General features: G+C 69.4%; 16 protein-coding genes. 8 read left to right on the plus strand and 8 right to left on the minus strand.

Going from position 1 to position 17,949, the window contains the following annotated elements; all coding sequences use genetic code 11:
• Positions 1 to 67 precede the first annotated feature (67 nt).
• Entirely contained in the window at positions 68 to 1,006 is a 939-nt protein-coding gene (locus AB8M46_RS28455; RefSeq protein ID WP_394362241.1) for an AraC family transcriptional regulator, read from the plus strand.
• On the opposite strand, the gene AB8M46_RS28460 is transcribed toward AB8M46_RS28455, so the two are convergent.
• From AB8M46_RS28460 to AB8M46_RS28485, 6 genes are all read right to left on the minus strand, one after another.
• A complete protein-coding gene (locus AB8M46_RS28460) occupies positions 990 to 1,403 on the minus strand; it encodes a type II toxin-antitoxin system VapC family toxin (protein ID WP_037344008.1) in 414 nt (137 codons plus the stop codon). The two genes, AB8M46_RS28455 and AB8M46_RS28460, sit on opposite strands and share 17 nt — an antisense overlap.
• Positions 1,393 to 1,659: a type II toxin-antitoxin system Phd/YefM family antitoxin gene (locus AB8M46_RS28465; RefSeq protein ID WP_394362242.1), complete on the minus strand. Its 267-nt coding sequence runs from the start codon at positions 1,657 to 1,659 to the stop codon at positions 1,393 to 1,395. Before AB8M46_RS28465 ends, AB8M46_RS28460 begins: the two co-directional genes overlap by 11 nt.
• 43 nt (positions 1,660 to 1,702) lie before the next feature.
• Positions 1,703 to 6,169 (minus strand): hypothetical protein, encoded by a 4,467-nt coding sequence (locus tag AB8M46_RS28470; RefSeq protein WP_394362243.1) that lies wholly within the window; start codon positions 6,167 to 6,169, stop codon positions 1,703 to 1,705.
• Positions 6,170 to 6,182: 13 nt separating this feature from the next.
• Positions 6,183 to 6,923 (minus strand): hypothetical protein, encoded by a 741-nt coding sequence (locus tag AB8M46_RS28475; protein ID WP_052120950.1) that lies wholly within the window; start codon positions 6,921 to 6,923, stop codon positions 6,183 to 6,185.
• Between the two features lie 47 nt (positions 6,924 to 6,970).
• Positions 6,971 to 8,425: a hypothetical protein gene (locus tag AB8M46_RS28480; protein ID WP_378428634.1), complete on the minus strand. Its 1,455-nt coding sequence runs from the start codon at positions 8,423 to 8,425 to the stop codon at positions 6,971 to 6,973.
• Between the two features lie 79 nt (positions 8,426 to 8,504).
• A complete protein-coding gene (locus AB8M46_RS28485; RefSeq protein ID WP_394362244.1) occupies positions 8,505 to 9,134 on the minus strand; it encodes a peptidase inhibitor family I36 protein in 630 nt (209 codons plus the stop codon).
• 151 nt (positions 9,135 to 9,285) lie between these two features.
• Here AB8M46_RS28485 and AB8M46_RS28490 point away from each other — a divergent pair, with 151 nt between their 5' ends.
• The 6 genes from AB8M46_RS28490 (at position 9,286) to AB8M46_RS28515 (ending at position 15,395) form a co-directional block, all read left to right on the plus strand.
• Positions 9,286 to 9,684: a hypothetical protein gene (locus AB8M46_RS28490; protein WP_037343997.1), complete on the plus strand. Its 399-nt coding sequence runs from the start codon at positions 9,286 to 9,288 to the stop codon at positions 9,682 to 9,684.
• Between the two features lie 96 nt (positions 9,685 to 9,780).
• Positions 9,781 to 10,218: a PPOX class F420-dependent oxidoreductase gene (locus AB8M46_RS28495; protein WP_037343995.1), complete on the plus strand. Its 438-nt coding sequence runs from the start codon at positions 9,781 to 9,783 to the stop codon at positions 10,216 to 10,218.
• A gap of 311 nt (positions 10,219 to 10,529) precedes the next feature.
• Positions 10,530 to 13,034 (plus strand): PQQ-dependent sugar dehydrogenase, encoded by a 2,505-nt coding sequence (locus AB8M46_RS28500; RefSeq protein WP_394362428.1) that lies wholly within the window; start codon positions 10,530 to 10,532, stop codon positions 13,032 to 13,034.
• Positions 13,035 to 13,247: 213 nt separating this feature from the next.
• Positions 13,248 to 13,850 (plus strand): RICIN domain-containing protein, encoded by a 603-nt coding sequence (locus AB8M46_RS28505; RefSeq protein ID WP_350593484.1) that lies wholly within the window; start codon positions 13,248 to 13,250, stop codon positions 13,848 to 13,850.
• A 2-nt stretch (positions 13,851 to 13,852) separates the two neighbouring features.
• Positions 13,853 to 14,842, plus strand: coding sequence for a hypothetical protein (locus AB8M46_RS28510; RefSeq protein ID WP_394362245.1), 990 nt, complete (start codon positions 13,853 to 13,855; stop codon positions 14,840 to 14,842).
• A 43-nt stretch (positions 14,843 to 14,885) separates the two neighbouring features.
• A complete protein-coding gene (locus AB8M46_RS28515) occupies positions 14,886 to 15,395 on the plus strand; it encodes an NUDIX domain-containing protein (RefSeq protein WP_394362246.1) in 510 nt (169 codons plus the stop codon).
• Here AB8M46_RS28515 and AB8M46_RS28520 read toward each other — a convergent pair.
• A complete protein-coding gene (locus tag AB8M46_RS28520) occupies positions 15,370 to 15,981 on the minus strand; it encodes a TetR/AcrR family transcriptional regulator (protein ID WP_235213386.1) in 612 nt (203 codons plus the stop codon). The genes AB8M46_RS28515 and AB8M46_RS28520 overlap by 26 nt on opposite strands.
• A gap of 85 nt (positions 15,982 to 16,066) precedes the next feature.
• Here AB8M46_RS28520 and AB8M46_RS28525 point away from each other — a divergent pair, with 85 nt between their 5' ends.
• The gene (locus AB8M46_RS28525; protein ID WP_037343986.1) at positions 16,067 to 16,945 is read left to right on the plus strand and encodes a sterol desaturase family protein; all 879 of its coding nucleotides are present in this window, start codon (positions 16,067 to 16,069) and stop codon (positions 16,943 to 16,945) included.
• Here AB8M46_RS28525 and AB8M46_RS28530 read toward each other — a convergent pair.
• Entirely contained in the window at positions 16,919 to 17,923 is a 1,005-nt protein-coding gene (locus AB8M46_RS28530) for a glucosyl-3-phosphoglycerate synthase (protein ID WP_378428194.1), read from the minus strand. The genes AB8M46_RS28525 and AB8M46_RS28530 overlap by 27 nt on opposite strands.
• Between the last annotated feature and the right edge of the window lie 26 nt (positions 17,924 to 17,949).

Here is a 17,949-nt window from a genome sequence, read left to right on the forward strand (position 1 = left end):
CCGAGTGATCCCATCGATGCTCAGAATGGCCATGAACATATCCGTCTGTCGCATTATCATCGCCGACATGGACCTTTTGGCCGAAGTGCTCGCCGTGGGCGGTGTCCGGGGCACGGCCGGCGCCCGCATCGAGGCGTCCGGGCCGTGGGGCATCCTCTGGCACGGCATCACCCGCGCCGCCTTCTACGCGGTCACCTGCGGGACGGCCTGGCTGGAACTGGCCGGGCACCCACCGCGGCAGCTCATGCCCGGCGACGTCGTCCTGCTGCCGAACGGGCCGGAACACACCCTGCGCAGCGCCCCGGACGTCGCGATCATTCCCAATCTGTGCAGTGCGGCGGAGAAGGCGCGCGACTGCGGCGGCGTGCTGCGCCTCGGCTCCGGGGAGGTCGAGACGCACGTCCTCGGCGCGTCCTACGACTACGACCCGGCTGTGTCCACCCAGGTGCTCGCCACCCTGCCGGAGGTGGTGCACATCCGCGCGAACCGCGGCCGCGACGGACTGGACGACACCGTGCGGCTGCTGTCGCGGGAACTGGCGAGCCCGCAGATCGCCACCGACTTCGTCCTCAACCGGCTCGTCGACATCCTCCTGGTCCAGCTGCTCCGCGCTTGGCGGACCGAGAAACCCGCCGAGACGCGGGGAACCTGGCTCGGCATCCTGGGCGATCCGCTGATCGGCGTGGCGCTGGCCAAGATCCACGAGGACCCGGCGAAACCCTGGACCACCGACCTGCTCGCGGCGGAACTGTCGACCTCACGCAGCACATTGACCCGCCGGTTCCGCGAAACCACCGGCCGGACGCCCGGCGACTACCTGACGCTGTGGCGGATGGACCTGGCCGCGGTGCGGCTGCGCGACACCGACGACACGGTGGACACCATCGCGCGCTCGGTCGGCTACACGTCGGTGTACGCGTTCAGCCGGGCTTTCCGGCGTGCCCGCGACCAAGCGCCGGGGCAGTACCGGACGTCGACGCGGAAGCGCCTCACGCCGGCCGGGTGACCGGAACGACCTCCAGAAGTTCCTTCAGGCCTTCGAAATCCTGAGGATTCGTCGTGTAGAGCGGCATCCGGTGCGCGATGGCCACGCTGGCGATCATCAGATCGGCCACCCGGCGCCGGGGTGTCCTGCCCATCGCGAGCACGGACGCCGACACCCGGCCGAAGATCCTGGCCGCCTCGGTGCCGAAGGGCAGCGGGTCGAATTCGGACTCCACCCGTTGCAGCAGATCCGTACGCCGCGCCCGCTCGGCCGGATCGGTGGCGTAATGCGGCCCCGCGGACAGTTCGGCGAGCGTGATCGTGCTGATCGACATCAGGTCCGGCAGCTGGGCGTGGTCGATCGTCCGCCGGAGGATGAGGATGTTCGTGTCGAGCAGGCCGTGGACCTCAGCGGCCATAGGGATCTTCCACCTCCCCTTCGAAAGCGTCGTCGAGGTCCGCGCGGAACCTGTCCGGGTCGATGAGCGGAGCGTTGGCCGAGCCGGTGGCGAACTGTTCCCGGGAAACGGCGTGACGACGACACAGCGGAACCAGCTGGGCGATGGGCGAACCGCTACGGGTCACGGTGAAGGTTTCCCCGTGCTCGACCGCGTCCATGATCTCGCCGGACCGGTTCCGGAGATCACGTTGGGAGATCTCGTGCTGAACGCTCATGACTCGAGGATAGCGCAGGGTGGCACGGTGTGCCACATCCACGTCACGCCGTCTCTTCCTCCTGCTCAGGCTCCTCCGACGGGCGCGTGAACAGCCGCGTCGCCGACAGCCGCGCGACGCCGTCCGGCTCGCCGAGCTCGTCGGTCGCGTTCCGGATCGTCGCGTCGACGGACAGGTACTTGCGCCCCGCCCGCAGGTCCGCGTCGTTGCGCAGCCGCACGATCAGCGGGAACTCGCTCAGCGCGCCGGCGTCGAACAGGCCGGTGGTGTAGATCAGCTGGACACCCAGCGCCTCCGCGACCGCGCGCTGCAGTTCCAGCAGGTAGCCCGCCGACGCGCGGCCGATCGGGTTGTCGAGGAACAGCACGCCGGAATGCCGGTTGCGGGCCTTGCCGCGGTTGTTCGCCCGCAGCGCCGCCAGGGTGCAGTACAGGATGATCGCCGCGGTCAGCTGCTGCCCGCCGGAGAACACGTCCCGGATCTCGGAGACCCGCTGCCGTTCGGTCCGCAGCACCGAGTCCGGCTTCAGCATGTCGACCCGGAAACCCTTGGGAGCGGCGGCCTGCACGCCGCGCAGCACGAGCGAAAGCCCGTCCCGTTTGACGTCGCGGCCGTCGGAGGTCTTCCCCACCGCGGCCTCGTCGACGACCTCGCCCAGCTTCTCGGCGAGCACGTTCTCCTCGAGTTCGGTGAAGCGGATCCGCAGGAACTCCTGACCAGACCAGTCGCCGAGACCGTCGGGCAGCCGTGAGACCCGTTGCGCCGCACGGAGTGTGCGCAGGGCGCCGTCGACCATGCCCTGCAGCCGGGTGATGATGCCGCCGCGGTGCCGGTCGATCTGCGCGAGATCGTCGGTGAGCGTGCGCAACCGGGGACGCAGCGCCTCCGCCCATTCCGCGGCGTGGGCGGGCAGCTGGTCGCGGCGGACCGAGATCACCTGCTGCCGCACCGGTGTGCTGAGCTTTTCGAACCGCTTGTCCGTGGCGTACTGCGCCAGCTGGTCGGCCGCCGCCCGCACCCGCCGGTCACCCGCGTCGGCCGCGTCCTGCGCCTCGGTGAGCGCCGTGTTGAGCCGTGAGTGCTTGGCGCGCGCGGATTCGACGTCGCCCTCGAACGGCGCTTCTTCGTCCTCTTTGGACAACAGATGCGCCATCGATTCGGCCAGGAGACCGAAGCCGGACGCGGACGCCTTCGCGGACTCCAGTGTCGCTTCGGCCGCGGCGCGGCGCTCCTGCAGTTCCTCCCATTTCCGCGCGGCGGCGGACACTTCGAGACCGGCTTCGTCGATCAGCTCCAGGCCGTGCTCGATGTCCCTCGGCCGCGCGTCGAGGGCCAGCGCAGACGGCTGTTCCGGCAGCTGGCCCAGTTCCGCCTTGCGGGTCGCGACGAGGCCGACGATCTCGGTGCGCTCCTCCTCCAGCACCGCGACGGCCCGGTTCGCCCGCGCCTGCGCCGCGGCCCGCGCCGAAGCGTCGGAGCCGTCCGGCGTCTCCAGCAGCGCGGAAGCCCGCTCGCGGACGGCGTCGTCCAACGCCTCCAGCGCCGCCCGCGCGGACGCCTCGACGCTCTCGGCCTGGTCGAGCTCGGCACGGAGATCGCTGCCGACCTCCACCTTCGCGTACGCCTCGGAGGCCGACGCGAAGGTACGCCGCAACGCGTCCACCGGTTCGGCGGGTACGGAGTCGTCTTCGGTGACGTCGCTCGATCCCGGCACCTCGGCCAGTTCCGCCTTCGCGGTCGTCGCCGTGCGCCGGTGCCCGTCGGCGGTGCGCTGTTCCTCGCCCGCCTGCTCGCGCAGCCGGGAAGCCTTCACCGCGGCTTCGGACGCCGTGGCCTCGGCCCGCTCGGCGATCTCGGTGGCACGTTCGACGTCGTCGGTCCACTCCGGGATCTTCGCGGCACGCGTGGCGAGTGCTTCCAGCCCACGAACGCGCTCCCCCGCCTCGGCCGAGATCGAGCGCAGCTCGGGGATCCGCTCCCGCAGCCCGGCCGCCTTCTCACCGAGCCGCTGGAACTCCTTTTCGGCCTGCTCCAACGCGGTCCGAGCGGTCTCGTGCGCGGTGCGCGCGTTCTGGAGCTGCTCGGCGAGCGTCGCGATGCTGCCGGGCGGGTAGTCCTCGCGCCAGGTCTTGAGCTTCCAGGACAGCGCGCTGTCGTCGGCCAACGACGTCGCCAATGCCGCCAGCCGGCGCTGACGTTCCGCGTGCCGGAGCGCGATGGCCTCACGCTCGGCGTCGGCGGCCTCCTCGTCGTACATCGCCGGATTGGGCGGCACGAGGAACTCGATCCCCGCCTCACCCGGCAGCCGGTCGGTCGTGGTGGCCTCGGTCGTGGCGACGGGGATGATCGTGCTGGGCAGCAGCCGCCGCTCCGCCAGGACCTTTTCGGCGAGCCGCACCTGTTCCGGTTCGTTCAGCAGGATCCCCGAAACCAGCTGGGGCGCGCGGGCCAGCACGGCCGCCCGCCGCTTCTTGTCCAAAGTGGACAGATAGCGCCAGCCGGACCACGCGTTCATCCCGGCGGCCTCCAGCGCGTCGAGCGCGGCCTGGACGTCTTCGGGAGCGGGCAGGAGGCCACCGGAACCGAGCGCGTTCAGCGCGCGCTCGTCGACGGATTCCTCCATCCGCAGCGCGGTCTGTTCCTTCTCCGCGGCCGAACCCGCCTCGCGCAGACGTTCCAGCAGCACCGGGAGATCCGTCTCCAGCGCGACGTCGTCCGCACCGAGGAGTTCGCTCAGCCGCGGTTCGACGGCGAGCGCGTCGGTGCGCCGGTTGGCGCGGTCGAGTTCCTCGGCCGCGCGTTCCAATCGGTCCTTTGTGGACCCCGCGAGCCGGTGCGCGTCGTTGACCGTGGCCTGCGCGGCACGCAGGTCTTCGGCGACACGTTCGAGCTCCTGTTCCCGGCGGACGAGTTCCGCGGCGGCCGTCTCGGCCTCGACCCTGGCCGCGCGCGCCGCTTCGGCGACGTCCGCCCCGGCCTTGAGCGCGCCGGAGCGGACGGCTTCCGCGATCTCCTCCCGGATTTCGGCGATCCGCGCCCCCAGCCCGCGAGCCTCCGCCCGGCGCGACGCCGCGAGGTTCGCCGACTCGTCGCGTTCCGCCTGCGCCTTCTCCGCTTCGGCCCGCAGGGCGGCCACATGGGCTTCGGCCTTCGCCGCCTGCTCGGTGGCGTTCTTGGCCAGCCCCAACAGTCCCCTGGCGAGCGCGCCCGTGGCGGCGTTGCGCGCCTGCAGCGCCGGCTGCGCCTTCTGCTCGCGATTCCCCACCAGTTCCCGGAAATCGCGGGCCTTGCGGGCGGCGTTGAGGTGGTTGAGCACGGTGGCGCATTCACGCCAGGCCTCGGCCGCGGTCTTGGCCTCGGCCAGTTCGCCGTCGATCCGCTTCTTGCTCTCCTGTGCCTCGTCGAGCCGCAGTTTCCCGACCAGGCGGCGGAGTTCGGTGACCCCGGCGGTGAGACGGCGGTGGTCGCCCTCGGCCAGCTTCTCCGCGGATTTCACCTCGTCGACATGCTGTTCGAGCCCGCTCAGCCGCTCGTTCTCCAGCTTGTCGCGGGCGGCGACCTGACCGGCCAGCGTCCGCATCTCGGCGCGGGCCGCGTCGGCGAGCTTCCGCGACGCGGCGGCGACGCCTTCCTCCTCCGCCAGCGGCGTGAGCAGGTCGAGCGCGCCCGCGACGAAGTCCCGCTCCGACAACAGATCCCCGCGCTGGGCGAGGTTGTGCGCGTAGGTCGCGACGACCTCGGCGAGATCCTTCGGCTCCTCCTCCGAAAGCACCGCGCGCAACAGGAACTCGACGAAAGCCTCGTCGGTGCTGAAGGCGAAGGCGTCCGCCGCCTCGCCCTCACCGGCGTTCATCGCGCGCTGGTACCGGAAAAGCTCGGTGTCGAGGCCGAGACCGTCGAGCCGCGACGTCCATTCGTGGTGCCGCCGGGTCCAGAACAGCTCCAGTTCCGGCTCGCCGCCGTGCACCTTGTCGAGCTGGTCGTGGAAACCGGACATCGTCAGCAGCCTGCCGTCCGACGTCAGCGGCAGCGAGTCCAGATCCAGCGAGGGCGTCGGCCGGAAGCAGTACCAGGAATCGACGAGGTTCTCCGAGTCGGCCGACACCACGTGCCCGCGCCATTCCGACACCTTGCCGGTGATCACCCGGTGGCCGGTCTCGACCTGCAGCCACTCCAGCACGACGTGCGAAACGTCCTTGGCGGCGACGAACTTCTCCAGCACCTTGGTGTTCGTCGTGCCGACGACCTGACGGCGGCCGGGCAGCATGACCGAGAAGATCAGCTTGATCAGGACGGATTTACCGCCACCGTTCTCCAGGAACAGCACGCTCGCCGGCGACGGGCGCCGCGGCGGCCCCTCCCCCGCCAGGTGGATCCCGGCGCTGAACAACGCGTCCTGTTTGGGTGCGGTGATGGCGGCGCCGACGCCGCTGAAGTCCAGCACGACGTCCTGGTACCGCGCGCCCGCCGGGCCCACCGAGTGCAGGCGAACCCGCGAAAGCTCGTACATCGACTCCCCTTGGTTAAAGCGTGTCCGACGCGGCCGCGCGCAACGTTCCGCCGCCGTTGGCCACCGACACCACGTTCAGCTCGAGCAGATCGTCGAAGGCCGCGTCGGCGGCGAGTTCGCGCACCTGCACCTGGTAGCGCGGTGTCGTCCGGTAGGTCCCGCCCTGTTCTCCGCTGACCTGGACGAGAAAACCTTGATCGGCGAGGAACCGCAGGGCCCGCGCGACCATGCCGCGTGTGGTGTCCGACGACAGCCTGCCGTCCTTGGTCGCGGCGGCCGCCGGACGCCGGGCGTAGGCGCGCCACGCCTGTTCGAGTTCGGGCGCGTCGGCCAGCGGGTCGTTGTTCGCTTCGGCCTGCGCCGCGCGCTCGTCGAGGATCCGGCAGGCCTCGCGCACCATCGCGTCCACCTGTTCGACACTGACGCGGCCGATGTAGGTGTCGTTGGCGAGGTCGTCCGGACGCGGGTAGCCGAGCGCGGCGGTGGCCAGATGGACGAGACCGTGCAGGACCTTCTCGGTCTCGCGGCGTTCGCGGATCTTGCTCTGCCGCGCGTAGCTGTCCATCTTGATCTCGAAGACGGACTCGTCGGTCGCCGCCAGCACGGCACCGGCCTGGAGGTTGACCTCCAGCACCATCAGCCCCAGCCCGGCCGCGACCGCGTGCGTGAGCTGTTTGAACGCCCTGTCCTCGCCGTAGCGCCGGACCAGGTCGCCGTACACGACGTCCCGCGACGGCAGCTGCTTCGGGCGCATGCCGAACGAGACGAGCCGGGCCGCGGATTCGACGTCCCCGTTGGTCGTCACGCGACCTCCTCCTCTTCTTCTTCGTGTCGATCGACCGTGGCCGACGAGAGCAGCAGGTCCGCTCCGCCGAACTCGGGATCTTCGAGCAGCGTGCCGTCGTCCACGGCCAGCAGCACCTGACGCTCCCCCAGCCGGAGCGCCGCGCCGACCTCGGGACTGTAGGCGTGCACCGCCCGCAGGGCGACCAGGGCGGGCAACGCGGGATCGATCCGGCGGGCCTCTTCGAGCAGCCCGGACAGCCGTCGCGGCACTTCCGGCAGGTCGAGCAGGTCGTCGGCGAGGCGCCACTGCTCGTCGCCGAACTTGTCGGTGACGTCGGCGGGCATCAGCTCGGGCTCGGGGATCTCGCCGACGAGCTGATCGCGTTCGGGGGCGGGCCGCAACAGCAGCGACACCAGCGAGGACAGCGACGGCACGGTCGGCGGCGAGATCCCGGCACCGGCGTGGAAGAACGACTCGGCAGGCGCGACGGCCTGGGCGATCGGCAGGCCCAGCGTCGGCATCAGGAGCTGGCCGAACAGGTCGATCGTGGCGCGCTGCGGCGGCCCGGAGAACTGCTGGCGGTCCTGCTCGGCACGGAACACCGCGCCCGCGTCGGCGAGCCGGGACTGGAGCCGCGTGTGGCGGCGGATGCAGTCGCCGACGATGTCGACGAGTTCCGCGGCACGGCGTTTGCGGTCGAGGTCCTCGGTCTCGTCCCGTGACGCGGTGATGTTCTTGAGGATCGCGTTCTCGGCGCGGAACCGGGACTCGATGTGGGACAGCGCCTGATCCAGCAGATCCGGGACCTCGCGCTCCCAGTCGACCGCGCGCACGTCGCGGCGGGTGGCGTCGAGTTTGGCGCGCAACGTCTCGCCGTACTGGACCGTCCGGTAGCGGGCCTGTTCGGCGGCGAGCTTCGCGTCGGCGAGGCGGCCGCGGTTGATCAGGTTCTCCAGTTTGACCTCGGCCGCGATCTGCGCGGACTCGACGTCGGTGTCCAGCGCGCCGACGAGCACGTTGATCGCCTCGTCGGTGGCGCGCAGATAGACCTCGCCGTCGGGCGCGGCCAGCTCGACGAGCAGCTTGAAGTCGAACTGGCGGCGCTGATACCCGCCACCGGGGCCGATGGAGCCGTAGACGCGGCGGAACCCGCGATCGGTGGTGCCGACGTTGATCAGGTTGTCGAGCACCCACCGGGCGACCTTGGCGTGTTCGTCCGGCGTCCGGCCGGGTGCCTGGAGCGCGACGAACGGCAGCAGGCGCGCGATCACCTGATCGTGGTCGGCGCCGGTGTCGAAGTCCATCGACACGGTGACCTGGTCGATCGTGTGCAGGGCGATCTCCGCCATCTGGTAGATCGTGGCGTCCGCCCAGTCCAGCTTCGACTTGCGCGCGTCGAGGTCGTGCAAGGGCGCTGTGCAGGCCAGCGCCTTGAGGCGGCGCGTCAGCCCCTCGTCGGCCAGCCCCATCCCGGTCAGCTCGTCGTCTCGCACAGCAGGCCAGGCTAGTCGCCGTCCCCTCCACCCCGCACGGGTGACCGGGTGGAGCTCAGGTGTGGACGTAGGACTGGATCAGGATCGAGGTTTCGGCGCCGCCTCGATGCTGCAGAATCGTCCGGTCCCCGCCCGCGCAGTCCCGTCCGGCGTAACCCCAGTGCCGCTCCGCGCTGCGGTTCACCATCGACCTCGCCGGGAACGGCAACGCGGTGCATTGCCGTCCGTCACTCGCCCAATCCGGCGGCAGCTGCACCTTGGCCCCGCCGTAGCCGGGTTCGGGCCAGAAACAGAGGAAACCTTCCGCGCAGTCCGGGACGACCGTGGCCGCCGGAGCCGAGCCGGAATGATCCGAAGACAGGACGAGCACCACGGCGGTGGCGGCGAGCCCGGCGGCCACCGCCGAGCCCACCCGGAGCACGCGTCTTCGCCACGGTCTGGCAAGCGGGCTCGTTTTCACCTCGCCCCGGATCCGGTCGAAGCGCTCGAACAGTTCGGGCTTCCCGCAGCCGTGCAGATAGCAGCGCAGCTGCCCCGCCGTCGGCAGCAGACCGTTCTCGATGTTGGACACCCGTTGCCGGGTCAGCGCGTCCTGGCCGAGCAAAGAGCGTTTGGCGACGCATTCCTGAGTGAGCCTTCCGCGCACCTCGCGCAATTGCGCGCCGAAGTCCTTCGCAGTGGACATGGTCCACCCCCTCCCCATCGCCATTGTGTCGCACCCGGTCACGGTGTCGCGGGACGAACCGCGACATACCGCGACATCGTTTTCCCTGGTCAGCCCCGCGCGATGCTGCTGTCGTGGACGTGTCGGACAACCGATCAGGGAGGAATTCACCATGAAACGTTCACTCGTTCCGGTGGCCGCGGCCGCCGCCTTGCTCGTCTCGGGTGTGGCCTGCACACCGGCTTCCGCGGCGGAAGAGGGCAACTGCACCCCGGTCGTGCACTGGTGCGGCGGGGTCTTCAACGACACTCCGCGCGTCGTCACGGTGGCCGGGAACTTCGACGGCCGGAACTACACCGATCTCCTGCCGCTCAGTGCCGGCGGGCGGACCGGGCCGAACCGGGACATCGACGGCGTGCGTATCCCGGTCGGCTGCACCGCGCATCTGCGCACGATCGTCAACCGGTGGGGTGGCGAGGACTACGACGGCGGCGCCGCGTACGCGTCGGGCACCTGGCACCGCATCCACGACGACGAGGTCGTCAAGATCACCCGGCTCGCCTGCCGCTAGCCGGGGCGGTGCCGCCCGGCCACCGGGGGTCCGGGCGGCACCACCCGCGGGTGACCGGGGCTGCTCACCGCCGGGGTGTCCCAGTAGCGTCGGGTCATGCGTGAAATGAACAGGGACGAATGGTGGGCCTTCGCGAGCGAGGGCACGCGGACGGGCATGCTCGGTCTGGTCCGCGCCAACGGGGCGGCGATCGTGACGCCGGTGTGGTTCCTGCTGAACGAGGGGCCGGACGGGGACGAGCTGATCTTCACCACCGGCACGGACACGCTCAAGGGCAAGGCACTGCGGCGCGACCCGCGGCTTTCCCTCGCCGTCGACGACCAGAAGCCGCCGTACTCGTACGTGCAGTTCACCGCCGAAGCCGTGTTGCACCACGACCTCGGCGAGATGCTCGAATGGGCGACCAGGCTCGGTGGCCGGTACATGGGTGAGGACAAGGCCGAGGCCTACGGCAAGCGCAACGCCGTACCGGAGGAGTCCTTGGTACGCGCGCGGATCACGAAGGTGATCGCCCGCGCCGACATCGCCGGCTGACCCCTTCCCCCCCTCGCATTTAGTCCTCTGGATGCGGTCCTTGCGCGTGCAAGTACCGCATCCAGAGGACTAAATGCGTTTTGGGGCGTGACCCTCCGTGTTGATGTTGGTCAACTATTGACACGAAGCACCCACTGGTGTGTGATCTGAACCATAGATAGGAAAGTTTCCTAACTAAAACTCCACCTTCCCCGCCGGGCCCCGCCCGGTCCGCCGTTGTACCTCCCGACCCCCGAACTTCACGTATGGAGGCTCCAGTGGCACCCCGACCACCGTGGCGCGCGCTGCTCACGTGTGCCGCCGCGACGGCGATGACCGTCGCCGTCCTGCCGGCTCCGTCCGCCGGCGCGGCACCGACCGATCACGAATCCGAAGCCGCCACGATCTCCCAAGGCGCCGTCGAAAAGAACCACGCGGGCTACTCCGGCACCGGGTTCGTGAACTTCGACAACGTCGTCGGCAGCTACGTCGAGTACACGGTGAACGCCGCGCAGGCCGGAACCCAGACGCTGACCTTCCGCTACGCCAACGGAACCACGATCGACCGGCCGGTTTCCCTCAGCGTCAACGGCACCGCGGCCGGGACGCTGTCGTTCCCCGGCACCGGCGCCTGGACCACCTGGAAGACGGTCACGAAGGACGTCGCGCTGGCCGCCGGGGCCAACAAGATCCGCACCACCGCCACCACCGCGAACGGCGGCCCCAACGCGGACAAGCTCACCGCGAGCGGAGTGACCGACGCCGAGGCGCCCACGCCGCCGAAGAACCTGGCCGCCAAGGACGTCAAGGCCCGCAGCGCCACGTTCACCTGGGAAGCCGCGACCGACAACGTCGGCGTGGTCCGCTACGACGTGATGCGCGGTGGCAACGTCCTCAAGTCCGTCGACGGGAACACGCTCACCACGACCGTCGACAACCTGCAGCCGAACACGGCCTACGACATCTCGGTCGGTGCCTTCGACGCGGCCGGGAACCCTTCGCAGCAAAGCAATGTCGTCCAGTTCACCACGCCGTCCAGCGGGGACACCACACCGCCGACGGTGCCGGGGAACCTGCGCTCGACGTCGGTGACCGCGAACAGCGTTTCCTTGGCATGGAACGCTTCCACGGATGACAGCGGCACCATCGCCGGTTACGACGTGTACCAGGGCACCACGAAGGTCGCGACGACACCGTCGCTCGAAGCCACGGTCACCGGCCTGACGGCGAACACGTCGTACACGTTCACGGTGAAGGCCCGTGACCTCGACGGCAACGCTTCGGCCGCGAGCGACGCGCTGACCGCGAAGACGAGCGGCGCCGCGGGCGGCGGGATTCCCGAGTACGACAAGGACATCACGAAGGCGGACCTCGCCTGGTCCGTCGACTTCCTGCCGGACGGCACGGCGCTGGCGACCGAACGGGACCGGTTCGAGATCCTGCGGATCACGCCGTCGGGCGAGAAGACGACGGTCGGCAAGGTCCCCGGCGCGGTCGGCACCAACGGCGAGGGCGGCCTGCTCGGCATCGCGATCTCGCCGAACTACGCCACCGATCACGCGATCTACCTGTACCACACCGCATCCGGCGACAACCGGATCGTGAAGATGACCTACGACAACGGAAAGCTGTCCTCGTCGTCGACACCGGTGCTCACCGGGATCGCCAAGAACCGTTACCACAACGGCGGACGGCTGCGGTTCGGTCCGGACGGCAAGCTCTACGCCACCGTCGGCGACGGGCAGAACAAGGACACCGCGCAGAACAAGGGCTCGCTCAACGGGAAGATCCTGCGGGTCAACCCCGACGGTTCGGCGCCGAGCGACAACCCGTTCTTCTCCACCGGTGGCAACGCCCGCTACGTCTGGAGCTTCGGGCACCGCAACCCGCAGGGCCTGGCCTGGGATTCGCGCGGTCAGCTGTGGGCGTCGGAATTCGGCGACGGCAAGCTCGACGAGCTCAACCTGATCCAGAAGGGCGGCAACTTCGGCTGGCCCCAGTGTGAAGGCACCGAAGGATCCTGCGGCGGCACGGTCGCGCCGAAGAAGACGTGGCCGACCAGTTCCGGCGGGCCGAGCGGGATCGAGATCGTCAACGACTGGATCTACGTCGCGGCGGTCACCAGCGCACAGCTCTTCGCCACGCAGATCAACGCGGCGGGCAACGGCGTCGGTCCGGTGCAGTCGCTGTTCTCCGGCCGCTGGGGCAGGCTCCGCTCGGTCACCAAGACACCGGACGGCGGGCTGTGGGTCACCTCGACCAACGCGGACAAGAACGGCGGCACGCCGAGCGTGCTCGACAACGTGGTGGTGCGGCTGAAGTTCCCCGGCGGCTCGCAGCCGGGAGCGTTCAAGCTGACCAGTTCCGCGTTCGCCGACAACGCGACCATCCCGGACAAGTTCACCTGCGCCGGTGACGGCACCGCGGGACAGGACACCTCGCCGCCGCTGGAGTGGAGTGCCGGGACGACGGGCGCCAAGGGATACGCGATCGTCTTCGCCGACGTGGCCAACAACGGCAACAAACTGCACTGGGCGATCTGGGACATCCCGGCCTCCGCGGCTTCGCTGCCGGAAGGACTGGGCTCGGGCTTCACGGTCCCGAACCAGAACGGCGCCAAGCAGAAGGCCATGGGCAGCGGGGCGAACTCGCAGAAGTATTTCGGCCCCTGTCCCGGCGGCTCCAGCCATCCCTACACGTTCACGCTCTACGCGCTGAAGTCGGCGACGGTGCCGGGCTTGTCCTCGTCCTCGACGATGGCGCAGATCGAAACGGCCATCAAGAACGCTTCGACGGCCAACGTCAAGCTGCGCGGCAAATCCAGCGCCGCGTCCTGAGCACGGTCGGGGTGTCCGGAGCGGCGCCGGGCACCCCGACCGTATCCAGTGTGACTGGAGGAACGCCACCCCGTCCGGGATTTCCCGGCGGGGTGGCGTTTTCGTGAAGAACAACCACGTTGACGGGATGTGAGCCGAACCGGCAGGATCATGGTCAGCAGGTCGTCCTGGTCGGGGCCCAGTGAAGACGCCTGCGGCGAACTGGGGAGAAAATTGCGTAATCTCAAGCGATTCGTCGTGTCCATGGCCGTTCTCGCCGGATTCTCGGCACTGCTCGGCGCGCCCGCCGCCCAGGCGGACGAGCGCGTCGATCTCGGTCAGCTGAAGCTTCGTCCCGCCAAGATCCACGGCGTGGGCATCGCCGCCCAGCAGGACGTGTACCTGATCGGCCCGGCGTCCGACGAAAGCCGTTGCCTGGACGCGGATCTGGGCACCATCAACGGCAACGGCACCAAGGTCCAGCTGTGGACCTGCATCGTCAACCCGGACAACACCATCCCGGCCAACCAGGCCTGGTACGTGACCCAGATCCCGGAGGGGCACTACCGCTTCCAGAACGCCCACAGCGGCCGGTACCTGGATGCCGACCTCGGCACCATCAACCGCAACGGCACCAAGATCCAGCTGTGGGACTACATGGCGGGTGGTTCGAACCAGTGGTTCACGGTCACCGAGAACCCCGAGGGCTACCTGCGCCTGCAGAATGTGCGCAGCGGCCGGTACCTCGACGCCGACCTCGGCACCGCGGGCCGTGACGGCGGAGTCGTGCAGCTGTGGGACTTCGTGGCGGGCGCCAAGAACCAGTGGTGGTTCTGACCATGACGGTCCTCCGCAGGGGTGCCGCGCTGGCCGCCGCCCTCGTCATGACCGTGTGCGGCGCCGGGGCGGCGCAGGCCGCACCGGCGCACGAAGCCGGTGATTGTTCTTGGCGGCAGACCAAACTGAAGATGCCCTCCGGGATCGACTACGCCTACATCGACGGATCCGCGGGGACGGAGTGGATCGTCGGGAACGGTAGCGACCATTCCGAACCCAGCGAGGGGATCATCTGGCACAACGGTCAGCCCCGGATCATGCTGCGCTTCGCCGACGGCGCGTGGAACCACACACGGGATATCAACCGGAACGGAGTGGTCGTCGGGGCGAAGGTCGGTGACGGGCGCGAGTCCGCTCCGTACGTCTACCAGAGGTTCTACCGCTGGCTTCCGGCACCGGCGACCGGGCACACGCACGCCACCCGCCTCAACGATCGCGGCGACATCACCGGTTTCGTCGAGGTCGCGGGCGAGACCCGGATCGTCTTCTGGCCCGCGGGTGGGGCCGGGTACCGGATCCTCGGGGACGGATTCCCGGTCGGGATCGACGAAACGGGACGGGTGGTGGCCTCGACCGGCGAGATCTACCACGCCGACGGCAGTCAGGGCAGGCTCCGTTCGCCCGCCGGTCTCACCGGGATCGTCGCGTCGCAGTTCGACGAAGGCGTGGTCGCCGGCCACGGCTTCGACTCGGCGGGCGGGCGCACGGCCGTGGTGTGGAACTCCGCGGGCGACGTGCTCTCGACCATCCCCGGCGCGACGGCGAAGGCGGCCAACTCGAGCGGGCTCGTGCTCGGGTTCCGCGGCACGCACGCGGAAGGTTCGGCGACCGTGTGGCGGAACGGGGCGGACGAGGCCACGATCACCGGCCCCAGGCCGGGTTTCTCGGACGAACCACATCCCTTCGGTGCGGATGCCGCCCTGACCGCGGACGGCACGATCATCGCCACGCCGACCGGTTTGCCCGAGCCGTCGTACTGGCGTTGCTCGTGATTTCCTGATGTCCGGTCCTTCACCGGCCGCTAAGCTCCGGCCGGTGAAGGACTGGACGTTCTGCCCGCGCTGCGGGGACCGGACGAGACTCGACGGCGCCGGCGAGGACACCCACGTCCTCTGCCCCGCCTGCGGCTTCACCAAATACGACAACCCCTTGCCGACCACGGTCGGTCTCATCCTCGACGGCGACCGGATCCTGTTGCTGCGCCGGGCACACGAGCCGCGCGAGGGCGCTTGGGACACCGTCGGCGGTTTCCTCTCCGGCGCCGAGACCGCCGAGGAGAACCTCGTCCGCGAAGGGCTGGAGGAGATCGGCTGCGAACTCCGGAATCTCCGCTTCGCCGGGACGTATCCGTCGGTCTACGGCGACACCGGCCTGAAGACGATCGGTCTCGCCTTCGTCTGCGAGCTCCCCGAGGACGCGGAAATCGTGCTCTCGGAAGAGAATTCCGAGTACGCCTGGTTCCCGCTGGCCGATCGGCCGCCGCTCGCCTTCGCCGATTGCGAGGCCGCGGCCGCCTCGCTCACCAGCCGAACAGGTTCCGCATGATCCGCGAGCAGCGCTCGGTCATCGCCGCGGCGTCCTGATCCGGCTGGTCGATCCACCAGCTGATCAGGGAGTCGACCACGCCGGTCCAGACCTGGGCGATCGCCTCGATGTCGCGATCGTCGTCCAGCCCGCGCGAGTGCATCAGCTGAGCGGCGCCGACCAGCGCGAAGCCGTCGAGCCGGTAGCGGTAGTCGACCGCGACACCGGCGATCTCACCGGTCGAGGGCACCGTCGGGTCGCGTAGCAGCTTCCAGGCGTACCGGTCGTTGTCGAACGTCTCGAAGATGGCCGAGAGCACCGCGAGCGGCATCCGTTCCGGCGGCTCGCCCTCCTCCGCCATCGTCTCGGCGACACCTTCGGTCAGCCGGTCCCCCGCCCGGTGCAGGCAGGCGAGATACAGCCCGTCCTTCGAGCCGAAGTACTGGTACAGCAAGGGTTTCGTGACGCCGACCCGGCGGGCGATCTCCACCATCGACGCCCCGGCGTACCCGTTCTTGCCGAACTCCTCCGTCCCGGCGCGCACGATCTGGGACTCCCGCTCCTCGCGGGGCACCCCCTTCGTGCCGACGGCCCTTGCTTCTGTCACGGCGGTTATCTTACCCTGAGGTAAATGACCCTAGGGTAAGTTACCTGATGGTCAGATAACCGGGGGCGAGACAGGGAGAGGTGCGGTGGCGGATTTTCTTGCCCATCTGAGTGACCCGGTGCTGATGGCGACGCCGGTGTTCCTGCTGTTCGTCGCGATCGAAATCCTCGCGCTGCACGTGCTGGGGCACGACGACAACGTCATCGGCTACAGCGTCAAGGACACCCGCACCAGCATGTCCATGGGCGCGGTGGCGGTGGTGATCAACGGTGTTTTCCGCATCGCCATGCTGTTCGTCTTCGCCGCGCTCTACGAACTCGCGCCGGTGAAGTTCAGCCCGCACGACTGGTGGACCTGGGTCCTGATGCTGCTGGGCCAGGAGATCGTCTTCTACGCCTACCACCGGGCGAGCCATCGCGTCCGGCTCATGTGGGCGGGCCACCAGGTGCACCATTCGAGCGAGCACTACAACTTCTCGACGGCGTTGCGGCAGAAGTGGACCCCGTACTTCCAGCTGCCGTTCTGGTCGATCCTCGCCCTGGCGGGCATCCCGCCGTGGATGATCCTCACCGGCCTGTCGATCGACCTCGTCTACCAGTTCTTCGTGCACACCGAGAAGATCCGGAAACTGCCGCGCTGGTTCGAGTACGTGTTCAACACGCCTTCACACCATCGGGTGCACCACGGCAGCGACCAGGAGTACCTGGACGCGAACTACGGCGGCATCCTGATCATCTGGGACCGGATGTTCGGCAGTTTCGTACCGGAGGGCAAACGCCCGACCTACGGGCTGACCAAGAACGTCGACTCCTACAACCTGCTCAAGGTCGGCTTCCACGAATACGGCTCGATCCTACGCGACGTCCGCGCGGCCGGCTCGTGGCGGGACAAACTCGGTTACGTGTTCGGCCCGCCGGGCTGGCAGCCCAAGGAAGCATTAAGCGCTCCTGCGCAGCGCGGGTGAGTTCTCCGGGCGGATCTCCGGCGGGAGGCTCTCCAGCGGCGGCCGCTGGGTGAGGGTCACGTCGGTGAGCACGAGTTCCCGCTCGACGGCCTCCCCCGCGCCGCGCCGGAACTGGGCGAGCGACGTCGACGGCGGCGCCGCGGAGATCACCCGGCCGCCGCGCTCCAGCCGGTCCATCAGGGTCAGCATGATCTGCGCGGCCATCCGGCCGAGTGCCTGGGTGCCCTGATGCCGGTGGGTCCGGTGGCCGAGGTCGACCTGCGCGAGCGCGTCGAGCCCGTGCAGTTCGAGCAGGTCGATCAGGTGGCCGACCTCGACGCCGTAATGCGTGACGAACGGGATGCCTTCGAGCACTTCGCGCCGTCCCGCGTACTCGCCGGCGAGCGGCTGGACGAAACCGGCCAGTTCCGGCCAGTACATGTTGAGCAGCGGACGGGCGACGAGTTCGGTGACCCGGCCGCCGCCGTCGGGTTCGACGCCCGCCGCCCCGGCGAGCGGACGGTGGTAGAACCCTTTGACGTAGGCGATCGCCGGGTCGGTCAGCAGCGGTCCGAGCAGTCCGGTCACGTAGTCCGCGGTGAAGTCGCGGAGGTCGCCGTCGACGAAGACGACGAGGTCCCCGCTGGTTTCGGCGACGCCCTTCCAGAGCGCTTCCCCCTTGCCTGTCAGGCTTCCCAGTTCCGGGAACACCGCGTCCTGCGCGACGACGTCCGCCCCGGCCGCGGCGGCGACCTCGGCGGTCGCGTCCGTGGAATGGCTGTCCACCACCAGGATCTCGTCCACCAAGGGGAACCGTTCGACGAGTTCGCGCCGGATGGTGCCGACGATCGCGCCCACCGTCTCCGCCTCGTCGCGAGCCGGGATCACCACCGAAACCCGCGTCCCGCGTTTGGCGGCGACCAGCTCCGCCGCCCACCAGTCACCCGCCCGGCTGCTGCGCCGCGCGAGCCACGTGCCGACCTCCGCCGATACCCGCATGGCTGCCCCTTCCCTCGAAGATCACC

The sequence above is a fragment of the Amycolatopsis sp. SB7-3 genome (assembly GCF_041021335.1).
Lineage (GTDB): Bacteria > Actinomycetota > Actinomycetes > Mycobacteriales > Pseudonocardiaceae > Amycolatopsis > Amycolatopsis japonica.

Coding starts and splice junctions, on each gene's coding strand:
- AB8M46_RS28455 (WP_394362241.1), top strand. CDS start 68: ATGGACCTTTTGGCCGAAGTGCTCGCCGTGGGCGGTGTCCGGGGCACG.
- AB8M46_RS28460 (WP_037344008.1), bottom strand. CDS start 1,403: ATGGCCGCTGAGGTCCACGGCCTGCTCGACACGAACATCCTCATCCTC.
- AB8M46_RS28465 (WP_394362242.1), bottom strand. CDS start 1,659: ATGAGCGTTCAGCACGAGATCTCCCAACGTGATCTCCGGAACCGGTCC.
- AB8M46_RS28470 (WP_394362243.1), bottom strand. CDS start 6,169: ATGTACGAGCTTTCGCGGGTTCGCCTGCACTCGGTGGGCCCGGCGGGC.
- AB8M46_RS28475 (WP_052120950.1), bottom strand. CDS start 6,923: ATGCGCCCGAAGCAGCTGCCGTCGCGGGACGTCGTGTACGGCGACCTG.
- AB8M46_RS28480 (WP_378428634.1), bottom strand. CDS start 8,425: ATGGGGCTGGCCGACGAGGGGCTGACGCGCCGCCTCAAGGCGCTGGCC.
- AB8M46_RS28485 (WP_394362244.1), bottom strand. CDS start 9,134: ATGTCCACTGCGAAGGACTTCGGCGCGCAATTGCGCGAGGTGCGCGGA.
- AB8M46_RS28490 (WP_037343997.1), top strand. CDS start 9,286: ATGAAACGTTCACTCGTTCCGGTGGCCGCGGCCGCCGCCTTGCTCGTC.
- AB8M46_RS28495 (WP_037343995.1), top strand. CDS start 9,781: ATGCGTGAAATGAACAGGGACGAATGGTGGGCCTTCGCGAGCGAGGGC.
- AB8M46_RS28500 (WP_394362428.1), top strand. CDS start 10,530: ATGACCGTCGCCGTCCTGCCGGCTCCGTCCGCCGGCGCGGCACCGACC.
- AB8M46_RS28510 (WP_394362245.1), top strand. CDS start 13,853: ATGACGGTCCTCCGCAGGGGTGCCGCGCTGGCCGCCGCCCTCGTCATG.
- AB8M46_RS28530 (WP_378428194.1), bottom strand. CDS start 17,923: ATGCGGGTATCGGCGGAGGTCGGCACGTGGCTCGCGCGGCGCAGCAGC.